The organism is Cellulosimicrobium sp. RS, from assembly GCF_046159675.1.
Classification (GTDB): domain Bacteria; phylum Actinomycetota; class Actinomycetes; order Actinomycetales; family Cellulomonadaceae; genus Cellulosimicrobium; species Cellulosimicrobium funkei.
Genome location: NZ_JBJXVU010000002.1, coordinates 10070 through 34807 on the forward strand (window position 1 = coordinate 10070; position 24738 = coordinate 34807).

Consider the following 24738-nt stretch of genomic DNA (forward strand, 5'->3'; position numbering starts at 1 on the left):
GTCGTGGACGTCCCGGTCGACGACCTCGCGCCCGTCGGGGACGGGACGCGGCGCTCGGTCGCGGAGGACCTGCGGTACGTCTACGGCGAGGACCAGCCGACGGACTGGCTCGAGGACGGGCCGGGCCGCGACTACCCGACGATGATCCGCGCCGCACGCGCAGCCCTCGGCGGGCGCGGTCTGCTCGACGACGTGCGCCTCGTCGTGCTCGTCGTGACGACGCCCGACCTCCAGCACGAGCGGCTCCTCGGCGGGTTCGTCGCGGACCTGTTCGACGGCGGCCCGTCCACCTTCTGCGTCACGGAGCAGGGGCTCGCGGGCCCGTTCACCGCGCTGCGCCTCGCGGGCGAGCTGCTCGCCGACGGCGGGCCCGTTGTCGGGTCGCGCGGCGGACCGGGAGGCGGGCCGGTCGGCGGGCCGGGCGATGCCGGGCGCGCAGGGACGGCCGTCGTGCTCGTCCTCGAGCAGTGCACGCTCCCGCCCACGACCACGCGCGTCCCGGCGCGGGACCGCGTGGTGGCGCTCGTCGTCGGGCGCGACGGCGCGGGGCGGCCCGTCGAGGAGCTGTCGGTCGTGCGCGCCCCACGGGGTCCGCGACCCGCGGGTCGCGGCGCGTCCGCGGGGGCGTCCGACGCGCCCCGGAAGGTGGTCCCGGACGCCCGGCGCGTCGTCCTCGGCGTCGACGTGGACCCGGCCGGCGTGGACCCGGCCGACGTGATCCTGCTCGACGGCGACGTCGTGCGGCACGCCGACCCCGGGGCCGCGGCGACGGGCGTCTGGGAGGTGCTCGCGCGCGACGACGCCCCGGACGCGCCCGTCGTGCTGCACGAGCGGTGCGTCGAGCTCGGCTACCGCTGCTCGCTCGCCCTCGGTCCGCGGTCGGCCGCGACGGCCCCGGAGGCCGGCGGCCGCGCCCGCGAGGCGGTGCTCGCATGAGCGCGGGGGTCGTCCCGCGGGACGCGGGCACGGTGAGCGCCGGCGTCGCGGCGCCGGGCGCTGCGGGGGGTGCTGCGACCTCGGGGGCCGGGACCGCCCGGGTCACCAGGATCGCCGGGGTGCGCGACGTCGCGCGCGAGCAGGGCGCGGTCGCGGCGCTCGTCGCGCTCGCCGCGGTGCTGCCGGTCGCCGTGCTGCCGGGGGAGTGCGTCCTGCTGCCCGACGACGTCGCCCCGCCGCCCGGGTCGGCGCTGCTGGGCGAGGTGCTGTCGGACGCGGGCCCGCTGCTCGCCTGGCGCGCGGCGGCGTCCGAGCCGGTGGACGACCGGCGTGACCGTGCCGCGGACGCCGCGTGGCGCGTCGGGGTCGCGTGGGCGCGGACCGGCCTGTGCGAACGGCTGGCCGACCGTGCGGTCGACCGGCTGCGCGGCCGGAGCATCGGCGGCACGGCGACGGTGAACCTGCCGCCGGTCCGCCTCGTCCTCGCGGACGCCGCGCTCGCGCACCTGGAGGCGCAGGCGCTGCTGGCGCGCGTGACCGCGGAGCCCGGGGAGCGGGCGGACAACCGACCGGTGCCCGCCACGACGCTCGCGCGCGTCACCGCGGTGCTCGACCGCACGTCGCGCACCGTCCACAACCTGTTCGGCGCCTCCGGGTTCGTCGACGGCGACGCGGCCCGGCTGGCCCGCACGATCGACCTGTCCGGCCATGCGAGCGGGACGCTGCCGACCGGGGCGACCCGCGGCGGGGAAGGGCAGGACGCATGACCACGGTCGACCTCCTGGCGCTGCGGGACCACCTGCGCCCCGTGGCCGTCGCGCTCCGCGAGCGCGCGCTCGCGGTCGACGCCGACCCCGGCGCGCTGCACGCGCTCCTCGACGCCGGCGTCCTGCCGTACCGGCAGCTCGGCGGCTTCCCGCCCGGCTATCTCGACGACCCGCTGCGCGTGCGGGGCGTGCCCGTGCTCGTGCGGACGTGCGTCGAGCGCGCCGTCGTCGCGGAGACGCTCGCGTGGGGCGACGCGTCCGTCGTCGTCGGGGCGCCGGGGCCGTCGATGTCCGGGGTCGTCGTGGACGACCTCGCGGACGACGAGCAGCGCGACCGCTTCTACCGGCACGTCGCGCAGCCGCGCACGTGGACGTTCTTCGGGCTCACCGAGCCCGACCGCGGCTCGGACGCCGCCGCGCTCGAGACCGCGGTGGTCGCGGGAGGCGCGCCCACGGGCGGCGCGACGGCGGACGGCGCGATCGAGGACGGTGCGACCGAGGGCGGCGCAGCCGCGGACGACGGGAGCCCGGGCGCCGTCCTGCGCGGCCACAAGAAGTACGTCGGCAACGTCGCCCGGGCGAGCCTCGGCGTCGTGTTCGCGCGGCACCGCCCCGGCCCGCTCGGGGTCGGGGTCTACCTCGTCGACACCGCGCGCCCGGGCTTCGACGCCGCGCCCCTCGTGACGACGGGCATGCGGGCCGTGCAGCTCGGCGAGGTCCGGTTCCGCGACGTGCCGCTCCGCCCGGAGGACACCCTGGGGCGGCACCTCTCGCCGTCGCGCCGCGGGCTCCTCGGGGCGGTCCGCACGTTCAACCGGCTGCGGCCCGTCGTCGCGGCGCTCGCCGTGGGCGTCACGCAGGCGGCCCTCGACTACGTGCGGGCCGAGCGGTCGTCGTTCCGGGCCGACGAGCGCCTGCTGCTCGAGACCTTCGACGACCGTCTCCACGCGGCCCGGGCCCTCGTGCTTCAGGCGGCGCGCGGCGCCGACGCCGATCCGGCGGACGGGACGCTGCCCGCGGCGGCGAAGGCCACGGCGCTGGACCTCGCGGAGGAGGTCACGCGCGCGGTGCCCGCCCTGCTCGGCCCTGGCGCGCGGTGGGAGCACCCGTACCTCGACAAGCTCGTCCGCGACGTACCCGGCCTGGAGATGATGGAGGGCACGCGGACAGTCCAGCGGCTCACGCTCGCCCAGGGCTGGCTGCAGGGCAGGGCACGGCATGTCGAGCTCGTCTAGGGAGGCGGGAACGGCACCGGCCCTGCCCGTCCCCGGGCCCGATCCTGACGCCGCGCCGCCGGGCGGGTCGGGGCTGCCGGGCGCGTCGGCGCCGTCGGTCGCGGAGCTGCGCCGACGCGTCCTGCGGCTCGCGGGCCCGATCTGCGCCGCGCTCGTCGTCGGGGCGCTCGCGCAGCTCGTCGTCGCGGCGCTCCTCGGCCACATGGGCGACGACGCCCTGTACGTGCGCTCGCTGTTCATCCCCGTGACGTTCCTCGTCCTCGCCGTCCAGGAGGGTCTCGACGTCTCGACGCAGGTCGGGTTCGCGCGCCTTCGCGGCGCGCGCGGCCGGGACGCCGTGCCGTCGTCCGCGACGACGGCGCTCCTGGGGCGGTTCGTCGCCGCGGGCGGTGCGGTGCTCGGCGCCGTGGCGCTCCTCGTCGTCCTCGCCGCCCCGGCGCTCGCGACCGTGCTGTCCGTGCCGGGCCCGCTCGTCGCGGAGTTCGTGGCGTTCGCGCGCTGGACGGTGCTCGCGAGCGTCCTGTCCGTGCCGACGGCGGTGGCGGCCGCCGCGCTGCGCGGCTGGGGTCGCACGGGTGCGTCGGCGACCGTGGCGCTGCTCGTCGCGGGGCTCCAGGTGCTCGTCGTGTGGCTCGTCGGGCTGGTCGGCGGGTTCGGCGTCCTCGCCGTCCCGGCCGCGATCGCCGGGTCGACCCTCGTGGGCGCGGGCGTCGCGTGGGCCCTCCTCGTGCGCGCACGCCTCCTCCCGCCCCCGGGACGACGGAAGCGCGGCACCGCGCGACCGGGCGCGGCGGACCACCGGGGCGTCGACGTGCGCGCGCTCCTCCTCGGCGTCGGCCTGCCGGTCGGTCTGTCCTACCTCCTGCTCACCGTGACGAACCTCGTCATGGTGTGGGTGCTCGGGCCGTCGGGTACCGACGTCGTCGCCGGGTTCGGCGGCGCCGCGACGGTCCAGACGCTCGTCGTCGTGCCGGCCATCGGCCTCGCGGCCGCGGTGAGCATCGTCATGAACCAGCAGTGGGGCGCAGGTGCGCTCGGTCTCCTGCCGCGCACGTTCCGGGCCGGGACGGTCGTGGTCGCGGGGACGTACGTCGTCGTGGGCGCCCTCGTGCTCGCGGCGGCGCCCCTGCTCGCGGGGCAGCTCTCCGCCGACCCGGAGGTCGCCGCGCAGGCGGCGCTGTACCTGCGGGTCGTCGGGCCGTCGTACGCGGGCGTGGGCCTCGTGCTGTACCTCGTGACGCTGCTCGAACAGCTCGGGTACGGGCGCGTCGCCGTGACGCTCAACGTGCTCTACCACGCGGTGTCGCTCGGGGTCGGCGGGGCGCTCGCGCGGGCGGGCGGCGGGCCGACCGCGCTGTACGCGACGATCGCGGTGGCGAACGTCGTCGGGCTGGCCGTCCTGCTCCCCGTCGCGGTGCGTCTCGTGCGACGACGCGCAGGCGGCGGAAGAGCGCGGCAGGTCACGTCGTGACGGCCGGGGCGGCGGCGGTCGCGCGCGCCGGGGAGCCCGGGCCGGGACCGGTGACCGCCGCGCGGGGCGAGGTTTGCGACCCGGTGCTGAGCGCCGTCGTCATGCACCACCCGGCGCGGGGCGACGTGTCCGCCCTCGTGCGCGCGTGCGCGCCGCTGGACGTCCGCGTCGTCGAGGACCCCGACCCGGACGGTCCACCCAGCCCGCTGCGCACCGCGAAGCGCGCCTGGGCCGCCGTCGCGCCCGGCGCGACGCACCACCTCGTGCTGCAGGACGACGTCACGCCCGTCGCGGGCTTCGCCGAGCTCGTCCGGCGGGCGGTGCGGGCCCGGCCGCGGCACGCCGTCGCGCTGTACTCGAACTGGAACAGCCCGCGCAACGCCTACCTCGTGCGCGCCGCCGCGGCGGCGGGCCAGGCCTGGGCGCCGCTCGGCCACGACGAGTGGGTGCCGACGCTCGGCCTCGTGCTCCCCGCCGACGGCGCCCGACGGCTCGCCGCGCACCTCGCGACCCTGCCCGACGACGCGCGCGACGACGACGAGGCCGTCGTGACGTTCTGCGCGCGCGAGCGGTACCCGGTCGTCGCGACGCTCCCGCACCTGCTCGAGCACGGCGACGGCCCCAGCCTCGCGGGCAACGACGCGCACGGCGCCCGGCACGCCACCGTCCCGGCGGGCGACGTCGTCGACCCGGACGCGTGGGACCGGCCCGGGCCGGAGCGCACGCCGGCGCGCGTCCCGGCGACCCTGCGGCCGGTCGCCGTCACGCTCGAACGGTCGCGCTGCACGCTGCGCGTGCTGCGGCCCGCGGCGGGCGAGCCGCTCGAGCACCCCTTCGGGTGGGCCTGGGACGCCTGGGCGGGGTGGCTCGGCGTCGACCCGGCGGTCGTCGCGCACGACGTCGCGGCGCTCGCCGCGGGCGTCTGCCCCCGGCTGGGGGGCGTCGCGCCCGCCGCGCTCGTCGAGCTCGGCGCGGCGTGCTGGCTGCTCGGGTCCGACGTCGCGCGGACCGCCTGGCCATCGCCTGCGGGCCCCGGGACGACGGCGCACCGGGCAGCCGCGGTGCGGACGTGGGTGCTCTCGGGGCTGGTCCCCGCCGACCGCCCCGAAGGCCGCGTCGACGAGCTCGTCGCGTTCGGTCTCGATGCGCTCGCCGCGGGCGCGGCCTGGGCGACCACGGTGCGGGACGCCGCCACGGCGGGCGGCGCGTCCCCGGCGGGGCACGCCCAGCCCGATCTGACCGCGCGCGACGACCGGTTCGACCCGGCCGCACGCGACGACCGTCGCGGCCCGACCGCTGGCGACGACCGGCTCGACCCGGCCGCTCGCGACGACAGCTCCGACATGGCCGCTCGCGACGACCGGCTCGACCCGGCCGCGCTCGACGCGGTGCGGGTCCTGGCCGAGCGGGACGCGGCCGTCGTCTGCCGCGCGGCCGGTCCCGCGGTGCCGGTGCGGGTCGTCGTGCACGGCTGCGCGTCGTGCGGCGCGCAGGCCGCGGACGCCGTCGCCGACCTCGCCGCGCACGGCGACCTCGACGGCGCGGCCGAGCACCTCGTGGCGGACGAACACGACGTCGTGGACGAGCAGGACGTCGTGGACGAGCACGGCGTAGCGGACGAGCACGGCGTAGCGGCGACCGCCGTCGGGTCGGACGAGACCGTGTCCTCCGCGGGCGACGGGCCGGGCCGCCCTCACCCGGCGCCTGGCGGCCCCGACCCCGTGCACGGCGACGGACGGACCCCGGACGCCCGGGCGACGGTGGAGGTCCTCGCGTGCGAGCGGCTGGAGGTGCGCGGTTTCCTCGGCCTCGTGCCGGGCGGACGGCACGTCTCGCGCGGGCTGTGGGCGGCACGCCGCGCGTCGGCCGCGGGCGGGGAGCGGCTCGACGCCGCCGACCTCCTCGTGGCGCTCGCGGACGAGGCGGCCGGCCTGCCCGTCGTGGCCCGCGCGGTGGGCGAGCCGCTCGGGCGCCCGAGCCGCGCGCCGCTCGGCCTCCAGCACGCGACCGGTGCCGCGCAGGAGTACGCCGACCGGTACGCCGCGGCGCGGTCCGCGCGCGCGGCGGAGCTGCTGTGAGCGGCGGCCCGGCGGGCGTGTGGCGGTGGCGCGGCGACGCGCTGCTGCTCGACCTCGACGGCACGCTCGTCGACTCGTCCGCCGCGATCGAGCGCCACACGCTCGCGTGGGCCGCCCGCCTCGGGCTCGACGGCGAGGCCGTCGTCGCCGCGTCGCACGGACGGCGCGACGTCGAGGTCGTCCGCCTCGTCGCGCCGGGTGCCGACGTCGCGCGCGAGGCCGCGTGGCTGCACCGCCTCTCGTGCGACGACACCGAGGGCGTCGTCGCCGTGCCGGGCGCGGCCGAGCTGCTCGCCGGTCTGGACCCGCGCACGTGGACCGTCGTGACGTCGGCGGCGCGCGAGGTCGCTCTCGCGCGCCTCACCGCGGCGGGGCTGCCGGTGCCGGGGCGCCTCGTGTGCTCGGAGGACGTGACGCGCGGGAAGCCCGACCCCGAGGGCTTCCGCGCCGGGGCCCGGCTGCTCGGCGTCGACCCGCGGCGGTGCCTCGTGCTGGAGGACTCGGCGGCGGGCGTCGCGGCGGGTCGCGGGGCGACGGCGGCCGTGCTCGCCGTCGGGCCCGAGCCCGTGCCGGGGGCGCACCACCGCGTGCCGGACCTGCGGCCGGTGGCGGCACGACCCCTGCGCGGCGGGCTTGAGGTCCTCGTACGGGCCGACCGCCCCGTGCGCGTCGCGAGCCTGGAGGTCGTGGCATGAGCGGAGCCCTCGACGTCGAGGCCTGGTACGTCGACACGACGGTCCCCGTGCTCGGTGGCGACACCCTGCTGGGCGCGGCGGAGCGGGCGCGGTCCCGGCGGTTCGCGGTCGCCGCCGACGCCTCCCGGTACGTGCACGCCCACGTCGCCGCCCGGGCGATCCTCGCGCGCCGCGCGGGCCTGGCACCCGCGGACGTCCGGTGGGAGGTGGGGCCGCACGGGAAGCCGGGGCCCGTCGTCGGGCAGCGGTGGAACCTCAGCCGGAGCGGGGGGCACGCGCTCGTCGCGCTCGCCGCCGACGACGTGGGCGTCGACGTGCAGGTGCGCGACCCCCGCGTGGACGTCGCCCGCGTCGCGGCGCGCTACCTCGGCCCCGCGGCCCGGACCGCGGGAGCCACCGACGACTGGCGTCGCCTCGCGCGCCTGGAGGCGTGCGCCAAGGCGGTCGGCGGGCGCCTGCTCGACGTGCTCGGCCTCGACGTCGCGGCCCCGGGGCTCGTGCGGGCCGACGACGGCGCGTGGCGCGGGCAGGAGTGGTGGGTGTCCGACGTGCCGGTCCCGGACGGAGCCGTCGCCGCGTGCGCGACGCCGGGCGCGCGCCCGCACGTGTGCCGCGTCCGGACCTGGCCGGGGGAGCAGCGCGACCGCCCGGTCCGCGTGCCGCGACCGGTCGCCGCAGGGGAGGGGGCCCGATGAGGGTCGTGCACCGGGTCGAGGTCCGCGGGAGCGCGGGCGAGGGGCCGGCCACGTGGGGGCAGACCGCCATCCGGCGGGCCCTGGCGGCGCTCGCGCCGCAGGACCACCAGTTCAACCTCGTGTGGGGCGGTCCGCTCGACCGACCGCTGCCCACCGCCGCGGCGGTGGAGGTGGTGCGCGCGCTCGTCGAGCGCCACGACTCCCTGCGGACGCGAATGCACGTGCGGGGCGACGCCTTCGTCCAGGAGCTCTGCGGTGTCGGGACGGTCGAGGTGGTCGAGGAGCGCGTCGACGACCTCGCCGCCGTCGCGGTGCGCGGCGCGCGCATGCGTCACGAGCTCTGGGGCCGGAGGTTCGACTACGCGACGGACCTGCCCGTGCGCGCCGGTCTCGTGACCGTCGACGGCGCGGTGCACCACACCGTGCTCGTCGTCGCGCACACGGCCCTCGACGGCTGGGGCCTGCCCGTGCTCGACGCCGACCTCACGGCCCTCGCCGCGGGGAGCGCCCCGCCGGAGCGGGCCGCGTGGACGCCGCTCGACGAGGCGGCCTGGCAGACGTCGCACGACGGCCGCCGGCACGACGCCGCCGCCCGAGCACGCACCCTGCGCACGATGCGGGCGGCGCCCGTCGTCGTCTTCCCGCGAGGGAGCGCCGACGGCGAGGGCCCGGACAGCGGGAGCGCCGTCCGCGAGGGCAGAGGAGACGAGGGCACGGAGGACGGAGGCGCGGGAGGCGCGGAGGCCGCCGCGCGGCCGCGCTACCGGCAGACCGTCCTGCGCTCGCTCCGCCTCGGGCCCGCCGCGGAGCGCGTGGCCGCCCGGTGGCGCACGAGCACGTCCGGCGTGCTGCTCGCGGCGTCGTGCCGGGCGCTGGCCGCCGCCGCGGGCCGCGGCGACCTCGCGCTCCAGGTCATGGTGAGCAACCGGTTCCGGCCGGCGCTCGCGGACGCCGTCGTGACGACGGCGATGGAGGGGCTGCTCCACGTCGACGGCCTCGACGCCCCGTTCGAGGAGGTCGGGCCGCGCGTCTGGCGGGCCGCGATGACGGCGTACCGCTCGGCGTACTACGACAAGGACCTGCTCCGACGCGAGGCCGCCGCCGACCCGACGACCGCGCACGACGAGACCTGCTGGTACAACGACCGGCGCGGCACCGGGCCCGACCGGACGCTGCGCGCACGACCCACGCGGTCGCGGCGGCTGGCGCGCGCCGACGCGTCCGACGAGCAGGGCGGCGTCACGCTCACGCTGCACCTCGTGGACGCGCCGGACGGCGGCGTCGACGTCGTGCTCACGGCGGACGCGGCGCGCCTCGACGACGCGACCGCGGCGTCCGTGGTGCGGGACGTCGAGCGCACGGTCCTGGCGGCGTCCCGGGCCCCGACCCCGCCGTCGCCTCGACGCGCCCCTCGGCCTGCCGCCCCGCGCGCCCCCTGACCGGGGCAGCGAGGGCTGCGCCCCGCGCGTCGGGCGGTGTGACGTCCGCAACGGGGTGCGGGTGAGACGGCGCCAGCGCGTGCGAGGAGTCCCGGACCCTGGGAGTGTTCACGTCCGCAAGGGAAACCGACATATCGGAGGAGTACTCATGGGTTGGATCGCGTACATCGTCCTCGGCCTCGTGGCCGGTCTCATCGCCCGTGCCGTCCTGCCGGGCAAGCAGACCGGTTCGGTGATCATCACGATCCTGCTGGGCATCCTGGGCGCGCTGCTCGGTGGGTGGCTCGGCTCGGTGTTCTTCGGGACCTCGCTGGGCGACCTGGGCGACTTCCGCACCTGGCTCCTCGCCATCCTGGGTTCGCTCATCACCCTCGGCGTGTACGGTGCGGTCACCCGGAACAACCGGGGCTGACCGTGCGCACGGCGCACCGTCGGTGACGTCGGGGACGGGAGCGTCGTGGGGAGCACTGGCACCGGGGGAGTCCGCGTCGAGGACGGCGGCCGTCGCTGGGTGATGTGGGGCCAGATCGACTTCGCGGTCACCCACGACGTCAAGGCACGGCTCGCCGCCACGATCGACGGCCGACCCAAGACGGTCGACCTCTCGGCCGTGACGTTCATGGACTCGTCGGGGCTGCACCTGCTCCTCATGAAGGTGACCGAGGAGTCGCGACCGCGACTCCTCGGCGTCCCGCCCCAGGTGCTCGAGATCCTGGAGTTCAGCCACGCCCTCGACCTCGTCGAGATCGTCGGCCCCGACGAGGTGCCCCCGCCCGACGAACCGGCCGGTGCGCTGGCCGGCTGACCGACGCCCGCGGCGCGCGACGTGCTATCCCAGCGCGTCGCGCGCCGCGCGTGCGACCGCCGTCGCGAGCCGGTCGAGCGAGGCGGAGTGCAGCCGCCACTGCTGCCAGTGCTGCGGCACCTCCGTCGCCCGCTCGTCGTCGAAGCCGACGAGGTGCCCGGCCCGCTCGGCCCGGGCGCTCTGCAGGTCGGGCAGCATCGCCCACCCCATGCCGAGCTCGACGGCCCGGCGGAACTCGTGCGACGCCGGGACGTAGTGGCGCGGCGGGTCGAGCGCGGTGCCCGCCTCCTCCGCCCGCAGCCGCAGGTAGCGCTCCTGGAGGTCGTCCTTGCGGTCGAACGCGAGGACGGGCGCCCGGGAGAGCGCGGCGGCCGTCGGGCCGTCGGGGAACCAGCGCTCGACGAACGCCGGGCTCGCGCACGGCCGGTAGCGCATCCGGCCCAGGAGGGTCGACCGGCAGCCCGGCACCGCGTCCGCCACCGACGTGACCGCGGCGACCGCCGTCCCGTCGCGCAGGAGACCGATCGAGTGCTCCTCGTCCTCGCGGAGCACCTCCAGCCGTGCCCACCGCGCCGCCTCGGCGAGCGCGGGCAGCGCCCACGTCGTCAGGGCGTCCCCGGAGACGACGAGCGTGATCTCGGGCAGCGGCGCCGGGTCGCCCGCGTCCTGCCCGTCCCGCCCGATGCCCAGCTCGGCGAGCACGTCCGCCTGCTGGAGCGCGAGGTGGCGTGCGTGCCGCACGAGCACCCGCCCGGGCGGGGTCAGCTCCGCGGGCTTGCCCCGCCGCACCAGCACCTGCCCGACGGCGGACTCCAGCGCACGCATGCGCTGGCTCACCGCCGACGGCGTGACGCCGAGCCGGCGCGCCGCGGCGTCGAACGTGCCGGTCGCGGCGATCGCCTCGAGCGCGCGGAGCTGGTCGGGCTGAAGGTCAACCATGAGCGCATCTTATGGTTCTGCAGAATCTATCGCTGTACTTCATCACCTCGCGTCCCTACCGTCGAGGGGTGCTGTCCTTCCTCGCGCCCCTCGCTGCCGGCCTCGCCGCCGGGCTGTCCCTCATCGTCGCGATCGGCGCGCAGAACGCGTTCGTGCTGCGCCAGGGGCTGCGGCGCGAGCACGTGCTGCCCGTCGTCCTCGTCTGCGCGGTCTCGGACCTCGTGCTCATCGCGGCCGGGACGGCCGGCCTCGGTGCGCTCGTGACGGGTGCGCCCGTGCTCCTCACCGTCGTGCGCTGGGGTGGCGCCGCGTTCCTCCTGACGCTCGCGGCGCTCGCCGCCCGGCGGGCGCTGCGCCCCGGAGGGCTCGACCCGGCGTCGGGCGCGGGGGCGACGTCGGCGCGGTCGGCCGTGGGCACGTCGCTCGCCCTCACGTGGCTCAACCCGCACGTGTACCTCGACACGGTCCTGCTGCTGGGGTCGCTCGCCGCGGGCTACGCCGCCGCGCACGCGGGCGGTGCGGGGGCCGGGGGCGCCGACACCGCCCGGTGGTTGTTCGGCACCGGGGCGATGGTGGCGAGCGTCGTCTGGTTCACCGCGCTCGGCTTCGGCGCGCGGCTGCTCGCGCCGGTCTTCGCCCGGCCCGGGGCGTGGCGCGTGCTCGACGGCGTGATCGCCGTCGTCATGGCGACGATCGGGGTGTCCCTGCTGCTGGGTGGCTGAGCGGCTGGGAGCAGTTCACCGCGCGGGTCACGCGGGGGGTGCGGGGCGGTGGGGCCGCGGGGTCAGGGCGTCGGGTCGAGCTGGTAGAACGTGCGGATGCGCTGCTGGGTCGCCGGGTCGATGCGGCGTCGAGGGCTCGTCGAGCCGCCGGCGTGCACCGCGATCCACGAGCGCAGGACCGTGGGCTGGACGTCGACGACGCGCGCGAACTCGTCCACGGTGGGCCACGCGGGCTGCGGCGTGCGGACGCGCGGGCCGCTCGCGGCGAGGTGCAGGTCGTCGCCCCAGGCCATGGCCTCGGCGGTCGACGGGAACCCGCCGATGCGGCCCGGCGTCGGGAACGGCTTCTCGAGGCACCACTCCGCGCCGCGCGCGACGATGCGGTAGACGCCCTCGGGCGCGCGCGCCTCGTACACGTCCGGTCCGGTGTTCCCCCAGTTCAGCCCCATGGGCCACATCTTCAGCGGAAAGCGCTGTCAGCGGAAGGGACCTTCGTCAACTTCACCCGCTCTCGCTACTGGACGCTTGTCCAGTTCACATCTAGCGTGAGGGGCAGCCGGTGCCGCATCTCTGCCCCCTGCTGGTGCGGCACCGGCAACCACCCCTCACCTCCGCGGCAGGCGCTCGACGTCCCGCCGGTAGAGCGCGGCGTGCTCCCGCAGGTCGTCGCGGCCCGTCGTCCGGGCACGCTCCTCGGTCCAGTCCGCGAGGTCGAGCAGGCGCTCGCGCATCGTGCGGAGCACCACGGCGGCCCCCGGCGCCGCGTCCGGCCCGTAGGCCTCCAGCAGGTGCGCCAGCCGTTCCTCGGGCCGGGCGTCCGCGGGAGCGGGCATGTCCTCGCACCACCCGCACATCCGGTAGGCCAGGTAGGCGAGGTCCCACGCGCGCGGCCCGGGCGCCGCCATGTCGACGTCGATGAACCCGACGACCCGCTCGCCGTCGTGCACCATGTTGTACGGCGCGACGTCGTTGAGGCACACGACCTCCGCGGGCTCGCGCACCGGCGAGCGCCACACGGCACCCGGGGGAGCGAAGCCGACCGAGGCGTCGTGCACCGTCCGCAGCATCCCCGCCGCCTGCTCGCGTGCCGCGGCCGTCCACACCCAGTCCGGGACCGGCCAGCCGCCCGTCTCGCCGGGGATCCAGCCGAGCACCTCGCGGCCCTGCTCGTCGAGCCCCAGCGGGGCGGGCACGAACGAGACGCCCTGGGCACGCACCCACGCCAGCAGCGCCTGGACGGTCGGGGTCCACGGGCCCGCCGAGCGCCGCACGGTGTCCCCGCGCCGCACGACGTCGTTCACGTTGCCGCCGGTGAGCTCCTGCTCCGTCGTGTCGTCCATGGCCCCGATCCTGCGCGGTGCGCGCAGCGTGGAACAGCGATTAACGGCCCGTCTCAGCACGCCCCACGCGCCGTCCCGAGGCCCGGAGCCCTCTACGATGCGGAGGTGAACGCGGACGCGAGCTGGTTTGACGAGGCGACGTCGGGCAGCGACGTCGGTCGCCTCGCCCGCGAGGTCGTGTGGGCGGACACCCCGCTGGGAGAGCCCGCGACCTGGCCGGTCGCCCTCCGCCACGCGGTGCGGCTGTGCTTCTCCACCCGGTTCCCCGCGATGATCGTGTGGGGCCCGGAGCTGACGCTCCTCTACAACGACGGGTACCGGGACCTCCTCGGCACCGACAAGCACCCGAGCGCGCTCGGCGCGCCGGTCCGTGCGGTGTGGCCGGAGATCTGGGACGACATCGAGCCGCTGTTCGACGTGGTGCTCACCGAGGGCCGGTCCACCTGGAGCGAGGACATGCCCCTCGTCATGAACCGCTCCGGCTTCGACGAGGAGACCTACTTCACCTTCTCCTACAGCCCCCTCGTCGACGACGACGGACGGATCGCCGGCGTCCTCGACATCGTGACGGAGACGACGCGCGAGGTCGTGAACCAGCGCCGTCTGCTCACGCTCGGGGAGTTGCACGCCGTCCTGCCGACGACGGCCGGCAGCCTGGCCGCGTTCGCCCGCCCGGTCGTCGAGGTGCTCGCCCGCAGCGCCGACGTCGCGCGCGTCGCGTTCTACGCCATCGACGGCCCGCGCCCGCGCGTGCTCCTCGAGGCGGGCGCCGCGGCCGACGGTACGGAGGCCGAGGCCGTCGGGCGCACGCTCATCACCGGACAGCGCGAGGTCGCGGCGGGCCGCGTCGTGAAGCCCCTGCGGGACGCGAGCCCGCGGGGCGCCGCGGGCGTGCTGGTCCTCCAGGCGGCGCCCGGGCGCCCGTGGGACGACGACTACGCGCGCTACCTGACGGGTCTCGCCACGACCATCGGTGCGGCGCTGCGCGACGCCGCGCGGATGCGGACGACCCTGGACGAGCTGCGCCGTCGGGCCGAGCGGTCGGAGGAGGAGACGGCGCGCGCCCGCGAGCTCGCGCTCGTGCTCCAGCAGGCCGTGCTCACCGAGCCGCCGCAGCCCGAGGACCTCGAGGTCGCAGTGCACTACCAGCCCGCGACCCACGACCGCGACATCGGCGGCGACTGGTACGACGCGTTCGTGGCGTCCGACGGCGTGACGACCCTCGTCATCGGGGACGTCGTCGGGCACGACCTCGGCGCCGCCGCGACGATGGGCCAGCTCCGCGGCCTGGTGCGCGCCATCGGCTACGACAGCGGCGCGACGCCGGCCCGCCTGCTCGAGCGCGTGGACGCCGCGATCGACGGCCTCGCCCTGGGGATCAACGCTGTCGCGACCGCGGTCGTCGCCCGCATCGAGCAGAGCGACGACGAGCGCTCCCGCGGCGTGCGCACCGTCCGCTGGTCCAGCGCGGGCCACCTGCCCCCGGTCGTCGTCCGCGCGGACGGCGCGGTCGAGGTGCTCACCGTGCGCAACGACCTCCCGCTCGGCCTGCGACCCGGCGCGGGCCGGCACGACCACACGGTCGAGCTCGGCACCGACGACACCCTCGTCCTGTACACGGACGGCCTCGTGGAGCGCCGCGGGCACAGCATCCGCGACGACGTCGCCGCGCTCGCCGACGCGCTGCGGGGCCTGGCGGGCGCGAGCCTGGACGACGTGGTGCGGACGGCGCTCTCCCAGGTCCTCCCCGGCGACGGGGAGGACGACGTCGCGCTCGTCGCGCTCCGTACCGGTCCGCAGGCGACGGTCGTGCGGCGCGACGTCCCTGGCACCCCGGTGGCCGTCTCGGCGTGAGCCCCGGCGAGCGCGGGCGTCAGGGCACGACGTCCACGAGCGCGGACGGCGGCGCAGCGCACCCGATCGTCGGGTCGACCTCGCACACGGTGGGGGCGTGCCGGAGACTCACCGAGACCTCGGCCTCGCCGGTCGGCGCGTCGTCAGGGACCGGGAACGTGCCCACCGCGTCGCCCTCGTCGTCGGGCTCGAGCACCCCGAGGGAGACGCTGTACCGGCCGGTGGCGGGATCGTCCGCGGGTCCCGCGACCGTGATCAGCACCTCGTAGCGCGCGCGGGCGGGCAGCTCGCGCTCGCACCCCGTGCTGCCGCTGCTTCCCGCCACCTCGACATGCAGGTCGTCGCCCGGAGCGACGCGCTGCGGCGTCACCAGCGGGTCGTCGGGCTGGCAGTACGCCGTCGGCTCGCCGGTCCCGAGAGCGCAGCCGGACGCCACGGCCACGACGACGGCCAGCCCGCAGAGCGCCCTGCGGGCGACCTGTCCATGACCCGGGCAGGACGCCGTCACGGTCGCGGGTCGACCCGGCGCCACGGCTTCTCGTCGCGCCGGGCGCCCGTCCCGGCGGCGCAGCGGCGGCAGACGGACGTGACGGCGTCGGCGTCCCGCCCGGTCGCGGGCTGGACGTCGGCCCACGTCACGTGGGGGAACCGCACGAGACCCTGGCGGCTGAGCTGCAGGCGGCACACCGTCGCGTTGGTGCCGCGCTCCCACGCGTGGACCTCGCCGGCGGGCATGCGGACGCCGTCCGGGTCGACCCACGTCCCCGTCGCAGCCACCGCGGCCCCTGAGACACGTCTCGGCATCGTCGTCACCTCCGGCTCCCATCCTCGGCCGGGCCGCGCGCGGTCGCAGCCCTGGCTGGCGGTGCGGTCAGGTGAGGTGGTCGAAGTCGCCGCGGACCCAGGCGGCGTGCCGCTGCGCGGAGCGGAGCACGACCGCCCGGGCGTCGGCGGGGATCACGCCCTCGAAGTTGTTGTAGAGCCGCTCGAACGGGCGCCGCGCCACGCGCTCGGCGACGCGCAGCACGACGGCCGCCGAGAGCGGGATGCGGTTCGGGTAGGACCGCATGAAGCTCACCGACGTGCGGTCGGGGTTGGCGAAGATCGTGTCGCCCGAGAGCAGCACGCCCCGACCGTCGGCGCCTGCGGCCCAGTGCACGACGGCGCTCCCGGGGAAGTGGCCGCCCGGCTGCGACAGCACGACGCCGGGCAGTACCTCGCGCTCGCCGGTCCACGTCTCGATGACCGGGTCGGGCCGCGCGACCCAGTGCGCGTCCGCCTCGGCGACGAGCACGGGGACGTCGCCGAGCGCACGGCTCCACTCGACCTGGACGCCGAACATGTGGGGGTGGCTCGCGGCGATCGCGACGACCGGGCCGAGCGCGCGCACCTGCTCGACGGCGGCGTCGTCCACGTAGCCCGGCGGGTCCCACAGCAGGGTGCCTGCCGGGGTGCGCACGATCTTGGCCTGCTGCCCGATGCCGACGGTCGGCTCGCTCGTCAGGCCGAACAGGTCGGGCTCGAGCTCCTCCAGCACGAGGCGCTCGCCCGCCGCGGCGAGCTCGGCGAGCGTGGTCCACGCCTGGCCCGTGGCGGGCACCCACTGGCGCTCGTCGGCGCAGATCGCGCACACCGCGGGGCGCTCGGCGTGCTCGACGGCGCACGTGCGGCAGATCCACCAGCCCGCGTCCGGGGTCGGGGTGGGCGAGGGCGCGGGCGTCGTCGTCATGGCACAGGTCTACCGTGCCCCGCCGACACGCGTCTCCTGACAGACTGTCGCCCCCATGATCTCCACGCTCCTCGTCGCGCACCCCTGGATGTCGCCGCTCGCGCTCGCGGCCCTCGTCGTCGTCGGCCCGTTCCTGGGTTCGTGGCTCGTCGGTCGCCGCCGCCTCACCGGCGCGCTGCTCACCCTGTCCCTCGTGCCGCTGCTCCTGCTGACGCTCGTCCCGGTCGACCGCGAGCTGTACGCCGTCTGCACGGTGGGGTGGGCCCTGCCGACGCCGGCCCGGGTCGAGCTGTTCGCGAACGTCGTGCTGTTCGTGCCGCCGGTCATGCTCGCGGCACTGCTGCTCCGCCGCCCGCTCGTCGCGCTGCTGGGCGGGGTCGTCGCGTCGGCGCTCGTCGAGGCGTTCCAGGCGCTCGTCCCGGCGCTGGGACGGTCGTGCGACACGAACGACTGGCTCTCCAACTCGATCGGCGCGCTCGTCGGCGCGGGGGTCGCCGTCGTCGCGCTGCGCCTCGCCGCCCGGCAGGCGCGCACGACGGACGACGACCGCGTGGCCGCGACCCGCGCGTCCTGACGGCGCGGCCGGGCGTCCGGTCGTCGGCTCCGCGGGCCGCGAAACCCGAGCGCGGACACGGTGTGGGAACGCTTCCACGGAGCGTGCTCCCCGGGTTAGCGTGGTGGTCCGGGCGCGTCGCCCGTCACCGCCGACACGACCCCGCCCAGGAGAACGCCATGCCGACCACCACGCTCGACGACGTCGCGGCCGCCGCGCGCGTCTCGCGGTCGACGGCGTCGCGCGTCGTGCGCGGGGCGGGCCGCGTGTCGGACGAGGCGCGCCGCGCCGTCCTCGCGGCGGTCGGCGAGCTGGGCTACGTGCCGCACCCGGGCGCGCGGGCGCTCGCGAGCGGGCGGGGCGAGCGCGTCGTGGTGGCGGTCGGGTCGCCGTCGGCGGACCTGCTCGCCGACCCCTACGTCGCGCGCGTCGTCGCGGCGGCGAGCCGCACCGCGGACACCCAGGGCGTCGGGGTCGCCCTGCGCTGGCTCGGCCGCGACCCGCGGGAGGAGCTGCGTCGCCTCGCGCGCGACCCCGGCGTGGGCGGCGTGCTGCTCGTCGACTACTCGGCGGACGTGCTCGCGAGCGTCCCGCGCGAGCTCGTCCCGCGCGTCGCGGCGATCGGCCCCGCGGACGGCCGCGTCCCCTCGTACGACGTCGATGCCGCCGCCGGGATCGCCGCGCTCGTCGAGCACGTGCTCGCGGACGGACGGCGCGACGTCGTCATGCTCACGGGACCGGGCTGGCTGCCCGGGTCGCGGCGTGCCGTCGAGGCGTACGAGAGCGTGGTCCGGGCGGCGGGGCGCCCGACGCGCGTCGTCGCGGCCGACCTCTCGTGGCTCGCCGGCGCGGAGGCCGCGCGCGAGGCGCGACTGCGCTGGCCCGGCGTCGACGCGCTCGTCGCGATGAGCGACACCCTCGCCGTGGGCGCGATGCGCGCGCTCGCGGAGGACGGCGTCCGCGTGCCCGACGACGTCGCCGTCACCGGGTTCGACGACCAGCCGTTCGCGGAGCAGGCCGGTCCCGGCCTGACGACCGCCACGCACCCGGTGGAGCGCATCGCGGCCGCCGCGACCGCGGCCCTGCTCGGGCGGCGGCACGACGACGAGCGGACGTTCCCGTCCGTCGTCGTGCGGCGCACGAGCGCCTGACCCGGCCGCCAGGACTGCGCTCGCCGGGAGGTGGCGCCTCAGGCGGGGAGGTCGTGCGCGAGCAGGTCCTCGCGCAGGTGCCGGGCGTACCCGCCGGGCGTGCGCCCGACGAGGCGCGCCGACGTCAGGACCTCGGCGGCCGCGTCGGCGACGACGCGCGCCCTCGCGGCCCGGGCGCGCTCCACGAGCCCCACGTCCTCGTGCTCCGCGACGGGCGCGAACCCGCCCGCGGCGTCGTGCGCCGTGAGGCGGATCCCCAGGTTCGCGCCGTGCACGTGCCCGTTGGCCGTGCCCGGCCGGTGCGTGGCGAGCCACGCGCGCGCCCGGTCCGGCGAGAGGGCGGCCAGCTCGGGGCGGACGGTGCCGACCACGACGTCCGCGCCGGCGTCCGCGAGGTCGAGCTGACGCGTCAGCCAGTGGTCGGGCACCGCGGAGTCCGCGTCGGTGCACGCGAGCCACGTGCGTGCCGCGGCGCCGTCCCGGCGTACCTGCAGGTCGGCGACGCCGGCGCGCACCCCCGCCCGACGAGCGCGCCCGACGTTGCCGTACGCGATCTCCACCACGCGCACGCCCGCGGCCCGGGCGACGCGCGCGCTCCCGTCCGTGCAGCCGTCGAGCACGACGACGACCGCGACCCGCACGTCCGGCCGGTCCCGCCCGACGACGGCCGTCGCCCGCCCGAGCGCCGCGAGGCAGCGCGGCAGCAGCTCCTCCTCGTCGCGGGCGGGGACGACCACGACGACGCGCTCGACGGCGCCCGCCGAACCGACCCCCGGGGCGCTCACAGCAGCCCCGTCGCGCGCGCGACCGAGACCGCCGGACGGCGGACGAGCACGTCGAGGACGAAGTCCTCCTCCACGTGGTGCGCGAGCCGGTCGAGCTCCGGGCGGGCGGCGAGGCGCGCGTGCACCTCGTCGCCGCCGAGCGGGTACTCGACGACGTCGTGCCGCCAGTGGCACGCGACGAGCACGCCGTCGTCGGCGAGCGACGCCGTCGCCCGGTCCAGCGCGCGGTCGAGGTCGTCGCGACCGTAGTAGTAGAGGACCTCCGAGAGCACGACGAGGTCGAACGTGCCGTCGGGCCACTCGTCCGGGGTGTCGAGACGCAGCAGCTCGACCTCCGGCCCGAGGCGGCGCCGCGCCTGCGCCAGCGGAGCCTCGGCGACGTCCACGCCGACCACGCGGTCGCAGCGCGCGGCGAGCTCGGCCGTGAGCACGCCCGTCGAGCACCCGAGCTCGAGCGCGGCCCGGAACCGCCGCCGGGGAAGGCTCGCCAGGAGGACGGCCCGCTTGCGCTGCTCGTACCAGCGCGTCTCGAACCCCCACGGGTCGCGTCGGCCCGCGTAGAAGCGCTCGAAGAACCCCGCGCCGAGGCTCGCGCCCGGGTCCGCGGGCTCCTTCGCGACCCGGCGGCCCGACGCGTCGACGAGCACCTCGACGCCACGGTCCGCGTGCCGGAGCATCTCCGGGCCGAGCGTCGCCTCGTCGCCGGGCGCCGTGGACAGCGGCTCGACCTGCGTCACGTGGGCGGCGAGGGCGCGCCGCTTGGCCTCCCTGGCCTCCGCGCCCAGCGGCAGCGCGCGCAGGGTCGGCCACGGCACCGCGTCGTCGCCCGGGTCCGCCCAGTGCCACAGCCACACGGGGTACTCCAGGAGGCGCAGGCCGAGGCGGTCGGCGACCTCCGCCGCCACCTCGCCCGCGATCCGGTGGTCGCGGTGCCCGTCGCCGCGCCACGGCGCGCACAGCACCACCGACGACGGCGGCACGCCCCCGCCGCCCGGCCCGGCGAGCACGGCGTCCAGCACGTCACCGAGCACCCGGGCGAGGTCCTCGCGGTGCTCGCGCAGACCGCCGTCGGGCAGGCCGGGCAGCACGAGCCGGGCCGCAGGGGCCAGGACGCCCACCGCCTCGGCCACCTCCGCGCGGCGGACGGCGCGGAGCCGCTCGGGCGAGACCGTCGCGGAGCCCGCGTGCGACGCCTCGCCGTCCGACGCGACCACCACGGTGACCGCGGCGCCGCGACCGGCCAGCTCGTGCACGAGCCCCGCCGCGCCGAAGGACTCGTCGTCGGGGTGCGCGGCGAGCACCACGAGGTGCGCGACCTCGCCCACGTCGAGGCGCGGGACGTCCAGGATCCCGGCGCGCACCCACGCGTCCTCCGACGTGCCGGGCTCGCGGTGGTCGAACGTCACCACGCCGTCGTCCCGTGCGCGAGGAGGGCGCGGCCGAGCGACGCGTCGTCGCGCTCCGCGTGGTGCTGGCGCACGTACAGGCCGAGGTCCGCGACGCGTCGCGCGAACCGCTCGTCCGTGGTCAGCGGACCCGGGCCGAGCGCGTGGGCGCAGCGGCGCTGCACCTCCTCGACGACCTCCGCGACGACCCCGCGGACGCGCCGCGCCAGCAGGGAGGCGTCGGGACCGTCCACGCCCGCGTCGACGGCGCTCGCGGCCTCCGCGAGGACTGCCCGGCCGGCGGCGAGCGCGCGGTCCGTCGCACCGAGGTGCGCGAGCGCGAGCTGGTCCGGCTCGCGCGCGGCGAGCGCGTCGCGCTGCGTCCGCGCCAGCCCGACGGCGCCACCCCACCAGCACGCCGCGACGCCGATGCCGCCCCACGCGAACCCCGGCCGCTCCAGGTACCAGCCGGGCGCCCCGACCGGCACGGCCGGGACGTCGTCGAACCGGACCGCGGCGCTCACGACCTGGGCGAGCCCGCGCGCGACCCACGGGCCGTCGGCGGGGACGACGCCCGGCGACCGCAGCCCGACCGCGAACAGCCGCCGACCGGCGTCGGTCCACGCGGTGACGAGCGCGTGCGAGAGGTCCGCGGCGAGGGAGCACCACGGCTTCGTGCCCGACAGCACCCACGCGCCGTCGCGCTCGTGCGCCTCCAGCCGGACCCCGGGACCCTCCGCCGCGTACACGCCCCAGGTGCTGTCCGGACCCGCCCCGACGGCGTCGAGCGCCACGGGGACCGGGACCTGCCCGAGGATCGCGAGGGCGTCGAGGTGCGGCTCGACGACGCGCGCGGCGCCCACGTCCGTCGCGGCGAGCGAGGCGAGCGCCCCCCAGAGCTCGGCGGTCCGCCCGTCGCCGGGGAACGGTGCCCGGGCTCCGATCGTGCGCGCGTGGTCGAGGAGGGCCGCGACGTCGGTCCCGGCCGCGTCGATCGCGGCGAGCTCGTCGGGCCCGACGAGCGCGGGCCGGTCGGCGAGCGGGGTCGACGGCGGGCCCAGGTACAGCGGGACGAGGCCGGGGATGGTGGGTCGAGCGAGGTCGGGCATGTCGCGGCTCCGGGGGATCGAGTTCGGGCCTCGTCTCGACCCGCCACGACCGTAACCGCGGGGGCGCCGCCGGGCGCGTCGAGCCCGGCGGCGCCCCCGCGGTCAGTCGCGGCGCGGCGTCGTGCCCGGGCCGGTGCCCTCGTCGTCCGCGCTCGTGCGCCCGGTCCCGGGGGAGTCGGTGTCGGTGTCGCTGTCGGTGTCCGTCGACCGGCCGTTCGACTCGCGGAGGGCGCGCGCCTGCTCGACGGCCTCCTCGCGCTTGGCGGCCTTCTTGTCGCTCGCGCGCGTGTCGCGCGGCGGGAGCTGGATGCGCTCCTCCGCGGGCATGCCGCTCTGCAGCTCGCGGCTGCGCTCGACCTCCGCGTCGAGCTCGGCGCCGAGCAGGAGCGCGAGGTTCGTCAGCCAGAGCCACAGGAGGAAGATGATGACGCCCGCGAGGGTGCCGTAGGTCGCGCCGTAGTTGCTCAGCCCGCTGCCGAGGTAGAGGCCGAACGCCGCCGAGGCGACGACCCAGACGAGGATCGCCAGGATCGCGCCCGGGCTGACCCAGCGGAACTTCGGCTGCTTGATGTTCGGCGTGAGGTGGTAGAGCAGCGCGACGAGGACGACGACGAGCAGGAGCGCGACCGGCCACTTCGCGACCTGCCAGACGGCGATCGCGGTGTCCCCGAGGCCGACGAGCTCGCCCACCTGGCGCGCGATCGGCCCGGACAGGACGAGGCTCCCCACGACCAGACCCGCGAGCAGCACGGTGATGACGGTGACACCCAGCATCACGGGGCGCAGCTTCCAGATCGGGCGCCCCTCCTCGATCTCGTAGATGCGGTTCATCGACCGCGAGAACGCGCCCACGTAGCCGGACGCCGACCACAGGGCCAGCACGACACCGATGACGAGCGCGAACCCGGCCTTGTCGGTGTTGGCGGCGTTCTCGACGAGCGGCTTGATCATGTCGAGCGTGGTCTGCGGCACGACGCCCTCGACGCTCTTGAGCACCGACTCGACGGCCTTCTCGCCGTCGCCGACGAGCCCGAGGATCGACACGAGCGCCAGCAGCGCGGGCGCCGACGCCAGCACCGCGTAGTACGTCAGCGCGGCGGCGAGGTCGGTGCACTGGTCGTCCATGAACTCGCGCACCGCGCCCTTGACGGCGAAGCCCCACGACGGCTTGCGCAGGTCCGTGGGGGAGTCGGGCTTGTGGTCGGCGTCGGGGGCGGGCCGCGACTCCTCGTCCCGTGCGGTGCCGGACGCGTGGCGTCCGCTGCTGTCGGTCATGGCGGCCTCCTCGGTGGGCGTCGCCTCGGCGCACGACGCTCGCGTCGGTGGACGGCCTCACGGCGCGTCCCGGACGAGCACCACGCTCCGTGCGCCGGGCTCCACCCGCAAGCGGAGGGGCCTGGGGCCGGCGGCTACTCGAGCCCGAGGTCCTGCTGCGCGGCGTGCAGGGCGTCGGCGGACGCGCGGAGCTGGCGCTCCTCGGCCGCCGACATCGTGAGGTCGAGGACCTGCTGGACGCCGCCGGAGCTGATGACGCTCGGTACGGAGAACGCCACGCCGCCGATGCCGCGGTAGTCGTCGTGCACGGTGCCGACGGGCAGCACGGCGTGCTGGTCGCTGACGACCGCCTCGACGATCCGGGCCCCCGCGAGCCCGATCGCGTAGTTCGTCGCGCCCTTGCCCTCGATCACCCGGTACGCGGCCTGGCGCACCTGCTCGGTGATCTCGTCGAGCTCGCCGTGCGTGAAGTGGTGGCCGTCGGGCGAGACCCAGTCGAGGATCGGCACCGGCCCGATGCGCGCCTGCGACCACAGCGCGAACCCGGTGTCCCCGTGCTCGCCCACGATGTCCGCGTGCACGCTCGTCGCCGCGACCCGAGCCTTGTCGGCGATGAGGCGGCGCAGCCGGGAGGTGTCGAGCACGGTGCCCGAGGAGAACACGCGCGACGTCGGCAGGCCGCTGATCTGCTGTGCCGCGACGGTCAGCACGTCGCACGGGTTGGTGACGATGCAGTAGACGGCGTCCGGCGCGTGCTCGAGGAGCTGCGGCAGCAGCGTCTCGAGGATGCGGACGTTCGTGCCCGCGAGGTCCAGGCGGCTCTGGCCCGGGTCCTGCTTCGCACCGGCGGTGATGACGACGACGTGCGACCCCTCCGCGACCGACGGGTCCGCGCCACCGACGACCTGGCTCGCCCCCGTGAACTGCGTGCCGTGCGCGAGGTCGAGCACCTCGGCCTCGACCTTCGCGCGGTTGATGTCGTAGAGCGCCACCGTCCGTGCGGAGCCGCGGATCAGCGCGGCGTACGCCAGGCTGGTCCCCACGCTCCCGGCGCCCACCACCGTGACCTTCGAGCTCTCGACGCGTGTCATGGGCACCACGCTACGCAGACGGCGCCGCCGCGGCTCGTGCGCGGCGTCCGGGGGCGGTGCCGGAGGGCCTGGGGCATCATCGGCAGTGCTCCTCGGCCCGCCCGGGGAGGCCCGACCGCCAGGCCGGGCAGGGTGCGAGGCGAGGACGGTCATGAGAGCTCTGCGGTCCCGGGTCGCGGCGGTCGCCGCGGCGGGTGTGGTGCTGGTGTCGGTCGGGGCCTGCTCGGCGGACGAGCCGAGCTTCTGCGACGCCGCCCGGTCGTACGAAGCGACCGTCAGGGCCAGCACGGAGTCGCTCACGCGCGACGAGGCCGCGGACGCGTTCGCGCAGGACGCGGAGGCGATGCGCGAGGTCACCGCGCCCGACGCGCTCAGCACGGACTGGGACCGCGTGACGACGACGGCCTCGGACGTGGCGGACGCCCTGGCCGACGGCGACGACGGGACCGAGCTCCTGCTCGACGACGACTACCAGGCCTCGTTCAGCGCGGTCACCGAGCACGTCAAGAACAGCTGTAGCTGAGACGGCTCGCGCGCGAAGGCCGGGAAGGGCGGTCGTGGCTCTGGGATGACGCCAACGAGCGCCGCAGAGTCCGGGAGCGACGAGCCTCGACCGGCCCAGGGGATAGCAGCAGAGGCGTCGTCGTGCCGTACCCCTGTCGCTCGGGGGAGCGGCGCGCGCAC

General features: G+C 77.3%; 26 protein-coding genes. 15 read left to right on the forward strand and 11 right to left on the reverse strand.

The window, feature by feature from the left end:
- Positions 1 to 3 precede the first annotated feature (3 nt).
- The 10 genes from ACI769_RS03200 to ACI769_RS03245 all read left to right on the forward strand — a co-directional run bounded on the left by ACI769_RS03200 (position 4) and on the right by ACI769_RS03245 (position 10121).
- Positions 4 to 936, forward strand: a complete 933-nt coding sequence (locus ACI769_RS03200; protein ID WP_409141135.1) for a hypothetical protein — start codon at positions 4 to 6, stop codon at positions 934 to 936.
- Positions 933 to 1703, forward strand: a complete 771-nt coding sequence (locus ACI769_RS03205; protein ID WP_144723496.1) for an acyl-CoA dehydrogenase family protein — start codon at positions 933 to 935, stop codon at positions 1701 to 1703. The genes ACI769_RS03200 and ACI769_RS03205 overlap by 4 nt, the downstream gene beginning before the upstream one ends.
- Complete coding sequence (locus ACI769_RS03210) at positions 1700 to 2938, forward strand: acyl-CoA dehydrogenase family protein (RefSeq protein WP_409141136.1); 1239 nt, start codon at positions 1700 to 1702, stop codon at positions 2936 to 2938. The genes ACI769_RS03205 and ACI769_RS03210 overlap by 4 nt, the downstream gene beginning before the upstream one ends.
- Positions 2922 to 4409, forward strand: a complete 1488-nt coding sequence (locus ACI769_RS03215) for an MATE family efflux transporter (RefSeq protein WP_409141137.1) — start codon at positions 2922 to 2924, stop codon at positions 4407 to 4409. Before ACI769_RS03210 ends, ACI769_RS03215 begins: the two co-directional genes overlap by 17 nt.
- The gene (locus ACI769_RS03220; RefSeq protein WP_409141138.1) at positions 4406 to 6487 is read left to right on the forward strand and encodes a hypothetical protein; all 2082 of its coding nucleotides are present in this window, start codon (positions 4406 to 4408) and stop codon (positions 6485 to 6487) included. Before ACI769_RS03215 ends, ACI769_RS03220 begins: the two co-directional genes overlap by 4 nt.
- Positions 6484 to 7182 carry an HAD-IA family hydrolase gene (locus tag ACI769_RS03225; RefSeq protein WP_409141139.1) on the forward strand — a complete coding sequence of 233 codons (699 nt, stop codon included), beginning with the start codon at positions 6484 to 6486 and terminating at the stop codon, positions 7180 to 7182. Before ACI769_RS03220 ends, ACI769_RS03225 begins: the two co-directional genes overlap by 4 nt.
- Positions 7179 to 7877 carry a 4'-phosphopantetheinyl transferase family protein gene (locus tag ACI769_RS03230; RefSeq protein WP_409141140.1) on the forward strand — a complete coding sequence of 233 codons (699 nt, stop codon included), beginning with the start codon at positions 7179 to 7181 and terminating at the stop codon, positions 7875 to 7877. The genes ACI769_RS03225 and ACI769_RS03230 overlap by 4 nt, the downstream gene beginning before the upstream one ends.
- Entirely contained in the window at positions 7874 to 9316 is a 1443-nt protein-coding gene (locus tag ACI769_RS03235; protein WP_409141141.1) for a hypothetical protein, read from the forward strand. The genes ACI769_RS03230 and ACI769_RS03235 overlap by 4 nt, the downstream gene beginning before the upstream one ends.
- A 148-nt stretch (positions 9317 to 9464) precedes the next feature.
- Entirely contained in the window at positions 9465 to 9728 is a 264-nt protein-coding gene (locus ACI769_RS03240; RefSeq protein WP_009863124.1) for a GlsB/YeaQ/YmgE family stress response membrane protein, read from the forward strand.
- A gap of 45 nt (positions 9729 to 9773) precedes the next feature.
- On the forward strand, positions 9774 to 10121 hold the full coding sequence (locus ACI769_RS03245; RefSeq protein WP_170963661.1) for an STAS domain-containing protein: 348 nt from the start codon (positions 9774 to 9776) through the stop codon (positions 10119 to 10121).
- Positions 10122 to 10145: 24 nt separating this feature from the next.
- Here the strand turns inward: ACI769_RS03245 and ACI769_RS03250 are convergent, their stop codons facing one another.
- On the reverse strand, positions 10146 to 11060 hold the full coding sequence (locus ACI769_RS03250) for a LysR family transcriptional regulator ArgP (RefSeq protein ID WP_409141142.1): 915 nt from the start codon (positions 11058 to 11060) through the stop codon (positions 10146 to 10148).
- Between the two features lie 71 nt (positions 11061 to 11131).
- Here ACI769_RS03250 and ACI769_RS03255 point away from each other — a divergent pair, with 71 nt between their 5' ends.
- On the forward strand, positions 11132 to 11782 hold the full coding sequence (locus ACI769_RS03255) for a LysE/ArgO family amino acid transporter (RefSeq protein WP_369824963.1): 651 nt from the start codon (positions 11132 to 11134) through the stop codon (positions 11780 to 11782).
- Between the two features lie 62 nt (positions 11783 to 11844).
- Here the strand turns inward: ACI769_RS03255 and ACI769_RS03260 are convergent, their stop codons facing one another.
- Both ACI769_RS03260 and ACI769_RS03265 read right to left on the reverse strand, forming a co-directional pair.
- Positions 11845 to 12231, reverse strand: coding sequence for a hypothetical protein (locus ACI769_RS03260; RefSeq protein WP_085386913.1), 387 nt, complete (start codon positions 12229 to 12231; stop codon positions 11845 to 11847).
- A 156-nt stretch (positions 12232 to 12387) separates the two neighbouring features.
- Positions 12388 to 13122, reverse strand: coding sequence for an aminoglycoside phosphotransferase family protein (locus ACI769_RS03265; RefSeq protein WP_409141143.1), 735 nt, complete (start codon positions 13120 to 13122; stop codon positions 12388 to 12390).
- Between the two features lie 105 nt (positions 13123 to 13227).
- On the opposite strand from ACI769_RS03265, the gene ACI769_RS03270 reads away from it, so the two are divergent.
- A complete protein-coding gene (locus tag ACI769_RS03270) occupies positions 13228 to 14976 on the forward strand; it encodes a SpoIIE family protein phosphatase (RefSeq protein ID WP_409141144.1) in 1749 nt (582 codons plus the stop codon).
- Between the two features lie 19 nt (positions 14977 to 14995).
- Here ACI769_RS03270 and ACI769_RS03275 read toward each other — a convergent pair whose 3' ends face one another.
- The 3 genes from ACI769_RS03275 to ACI769_RS03285 form a co-directional block, all read right to left on the reverse strand.
- Positions 14996 to 15508 (reverse strand): hypothetical protein, encoded by a 513-nt coding sequence (locus tag ACI769_RS03275; protein ID WP_409141145.1) that lies wholly within the window; start codon positions 15506 to 15508, stop codon positions 14996 to 14998.
- The gene (locus ACI769_RS03280) at positions 15481 to 15753 is read right to left on the reverse strand and encodes a hypothetical protein (RefSeq protein WP_144681188.1); all 273 of its coding nucleotides are present in this window, start codon (positions 15751 to 15753) and stop codon (positions 15481 to 15483) included. The genes ACI769_RS03275 and ACI769_RS03280 overlap by 28 nt, the downstream gene beginning before the upstream one ends.
- A gap of 94 nt (positions 15754 to 15847) precedes the next feature.
- Positions 15848 to 16705 (reverse strand): MBL fold metallo-hydrolase, encoded by an 858-nt coding sequence (locus ACI769_RS03285; protein ID WP_409141146.1) that lies wholly within the window; start codon positions 16703 to 16705, stop codon positions 15848 to 15850.
- Positions 16706 to 16760: 55 nt separating this feature from the next.
- On the opposite strand from ACI769_RS03285, the gene ACI769_RS03290 reads away from it, so the two are divergent.
- Together ACI769_RS03290 and ACI769_RS03295 are read left to right on the forward strand one after the other, a co-directional pair.
- Positions 16761 to 17279: a VanZ family protein gene (locus ACI769_RS03290; RefSeq protein ID WP_409141147.1), complete on the forward strand. Its 519-nt coding sequence runs from the start codon at positions 16761 to 16763 to the stop codon at positions 17277 to 17279.
- A 158-nt stretch (positions 17280 to 17437) separates the two neighbouring features.
- Positions 17438 to 18409 (forward strand): LacI family DNA-binding transcriptional regulator, encoded by a 972-nt coding sequence (locus tag ACI769_RS03295; RefSeq protein WP_409141148.1) that lies wholly within the window; start codon positions 17438 to 17440, stop codon positions 18407 to 18409.
- A gap of 38 nt (positions 18410 to 18447) precedes the next feature.
- On the opposite strand, the gene ACI769_RS03300 is transcribed toward ACI769_RS03295, so the two are convergent.
- The 5 genes from ACI769_RS03300 to ACI769_RS03320 all read right to left on the reverse strand — a co-directional run bounded on the left by ACI769_RS03300 (position 18448) and on the right by ACI769_RS03320 (position 24054).
- Positions 18448 to 19194, reverse strand: a complete 747-nt coding sequence (locus tag ACI769_RS03300; RefSeq protein WP_409141149.1) for a glycosyltransferase — start codon at positions 19192 to 19194, stop codon at positions 18448 to 18450.
- Positions 19191 to 20600 (reverse strand): PIG-L family deacetylase, encoded by a 1410-nt coding sequence (locus ACI769_RS03305; RefSeq protein WP_409141150.1) that lies wholly within the window; start codon positions 20598 to 20600, stop codon positions 19191 to 19193. Before ACI769_RS03305 ends, ACI769_RS03300 begins: the two co-directional genes overlap by 4 nt.
- On the reverse strand, positions 20597 to 21688 hold the full coding sequence (locus ACI769_RS03310) for an acyl-CoA dehydrogenase family protein (protein ID WP_409141151.1): 1092 nt from the start codon (positions 21686 to 21688) through the stop codon (positions 20597 to 20599). Before ACI769_RS03310 ends, ACI769_RS03305 begins: the two co-directional genes overlap by 4 nt.
- A gap of 102 nt (positions 21689 to 21790) precedes the next feature.
- Positions 21791 to 22963, reverse strand: coding sequence for a YihY/virulence factor BrkB family protein (locus ACI769_RS03315; RefSeq protein ID WP_409141152.1), 1173 nt, complete (start codon positions 22961 to 22963; stop codon positions 21791 to 21793).
- A gap of 134 nt (positions 22964 to 23097) precedes the next feature.
- Positions 23098 to 24054: an L-lactate dehydrogenase gene (locus ACI769_RS03320; RefSeq protein ID WP_409141153.1), complete on the reverse strand. Its 957-nt coding sequence runs from the start codon at positions 24052 to 24054 to the stop codon at positions 23098 to 23100.
- Between the two features lie 151 nt (positions 24055 to 24205).
- On the opposite strand from ACI769_RS03320, the gene ACI769_RS03325 reads away from it, so the two are divergent.
- On the forward strand, positions 24206 to 24577 hold the full coding sequence (locus ACI769_RS03325; protein WP_409141154.1) for a hypothetical protein: 372 nt from the start codon (positions 24206 to 24208) through the stop codon (positions 24575 to 24577).
- Positions 24578 to 24738: the final 161 nt, after the last annotated feature.

What these genes read in the sequence shown, in the direction of transcription:
- ACI769_RS03205 (WP_144723496.1), top strand. Translation starts at nt 933, where the DNA reads ATGAGCGCGGGGGTCGTCCCGCGGGACGCGGGCACGGTGAGCGCCGGC.
- ACI769_RS03210 (WP_409141136.1), top strand. Translation starts at nt 1,700, where the DNA reads ATGACCACGGTCGACCTCCTGGCGCTGCGGGACCACCTGCGCCCCGTG.
- ACI769_RS03215 (WP_409141137.1), top strand. Translation starts at nt 2,922, where the DNA reads ATGTCGAGCTCGTCTAGGGAGGCGGGAACGGCACCGGCCCTGCCCGTC.
- ACI769_RS03230 (WP_409141140.1), top strand. Translation starts at nt 7,179, where the DNA reads ATGAGCGGAGCCCTCGACGTCGAGGCCTGGTACGTCGACACGACGGTC.
- ACI769_RS03235 (WP_409141141.1), top strand. Translation starts at nt 7,874, where the DNA reads ATGAGGGTCGTGCACCGGGTCGAGGTCCGCGGGAGCGCGGGCGAGGGG.
- ACI769_RS03240 (WP_009863124.1), top strand. Translation starts at nt 9,465, where the DNA reads ATGGGTTGGATCGCGTACATCGTCCTCGGCCTCGTGGCCGGTCTCATC.
- ACI769_RS03250 (WP_409141142.1), bottom strand. Translation starts at nt 11,060, where the DNA reads ATGGTTGACCTTCAGCCCGACCAGCTCCGCGCGCTCGAGGCGATCGCC.
- ACI769_RS03260 (WP_085386913.1), bottom strand. Translation starts at nt 12,231, where the DNA reads ATGGGGCTGAACTGGGGGAACACCGGACCGGACGTGTACGAGGCGCGC.
- ACI769_RS03265 (WP_409141143.1), bottom strand. Translation starts at nt 13,122, where the DNA reads ATGGACGACACGACGGAGCAGGAGCTCACCGGCGGCAACGTGAACGAC.
- ACI769_RS03285 (WP_409141146.1), bottom strand. Translation starts at nt 16,705, where the DNA reads ATGACGACGACGCCCGCGCCCTCGCCCACCCCGACCCCGGACGCGGGC.
- ACI769_RS03290 (WP_409141147.1), top strand. Translation starts at nt 16,761, where the DNA reads ATGATCTCCACGCTCCTCGTCGCGCACCCCTGGATGTCGCCGCTCGCG.
- ACI769_RS03295 (WP_409141148.1), top strand. Translation starts at nt 17,438, where the DNA reads ATGCCGACCACCACGCTCGACGACGTCGCGGCCGCCGCGCGCGTCTCG.
- ACI769_RS03310 (WP_409141151.1), bottom strand. Translation starts at nt 21,688, where the DNA reads ATGCCCGACCTCGCTCGACCCACCATCCCCGGCCTCGTCCCGCTGTAC.
- ACI769_RS03315 (WP_409141152.1), bottom strand. Translation starts at nt 22,963, where the DNA reads ATGACCGACAGCAGCGGACGCCACGCGTCCGGCACCGCACGGGACGAG.
- ACI769_RS03320 (WP_409141153.1), bottom strand. Translation starts at nt 24,054, where the DNA reads ATGACACGCGTCGAGAGCTCGAAGGTCACGGTGGTGGGCGCCGGGAGC.
- ACI769_RS03325 (WP_409141154.1), top strand. Translation starts at nt 24,206, where the DNA reads ATGAGAGCTCTGCGGTCCCGGGTCGCGGCGGTCGCCGCGGCGGGTGTG.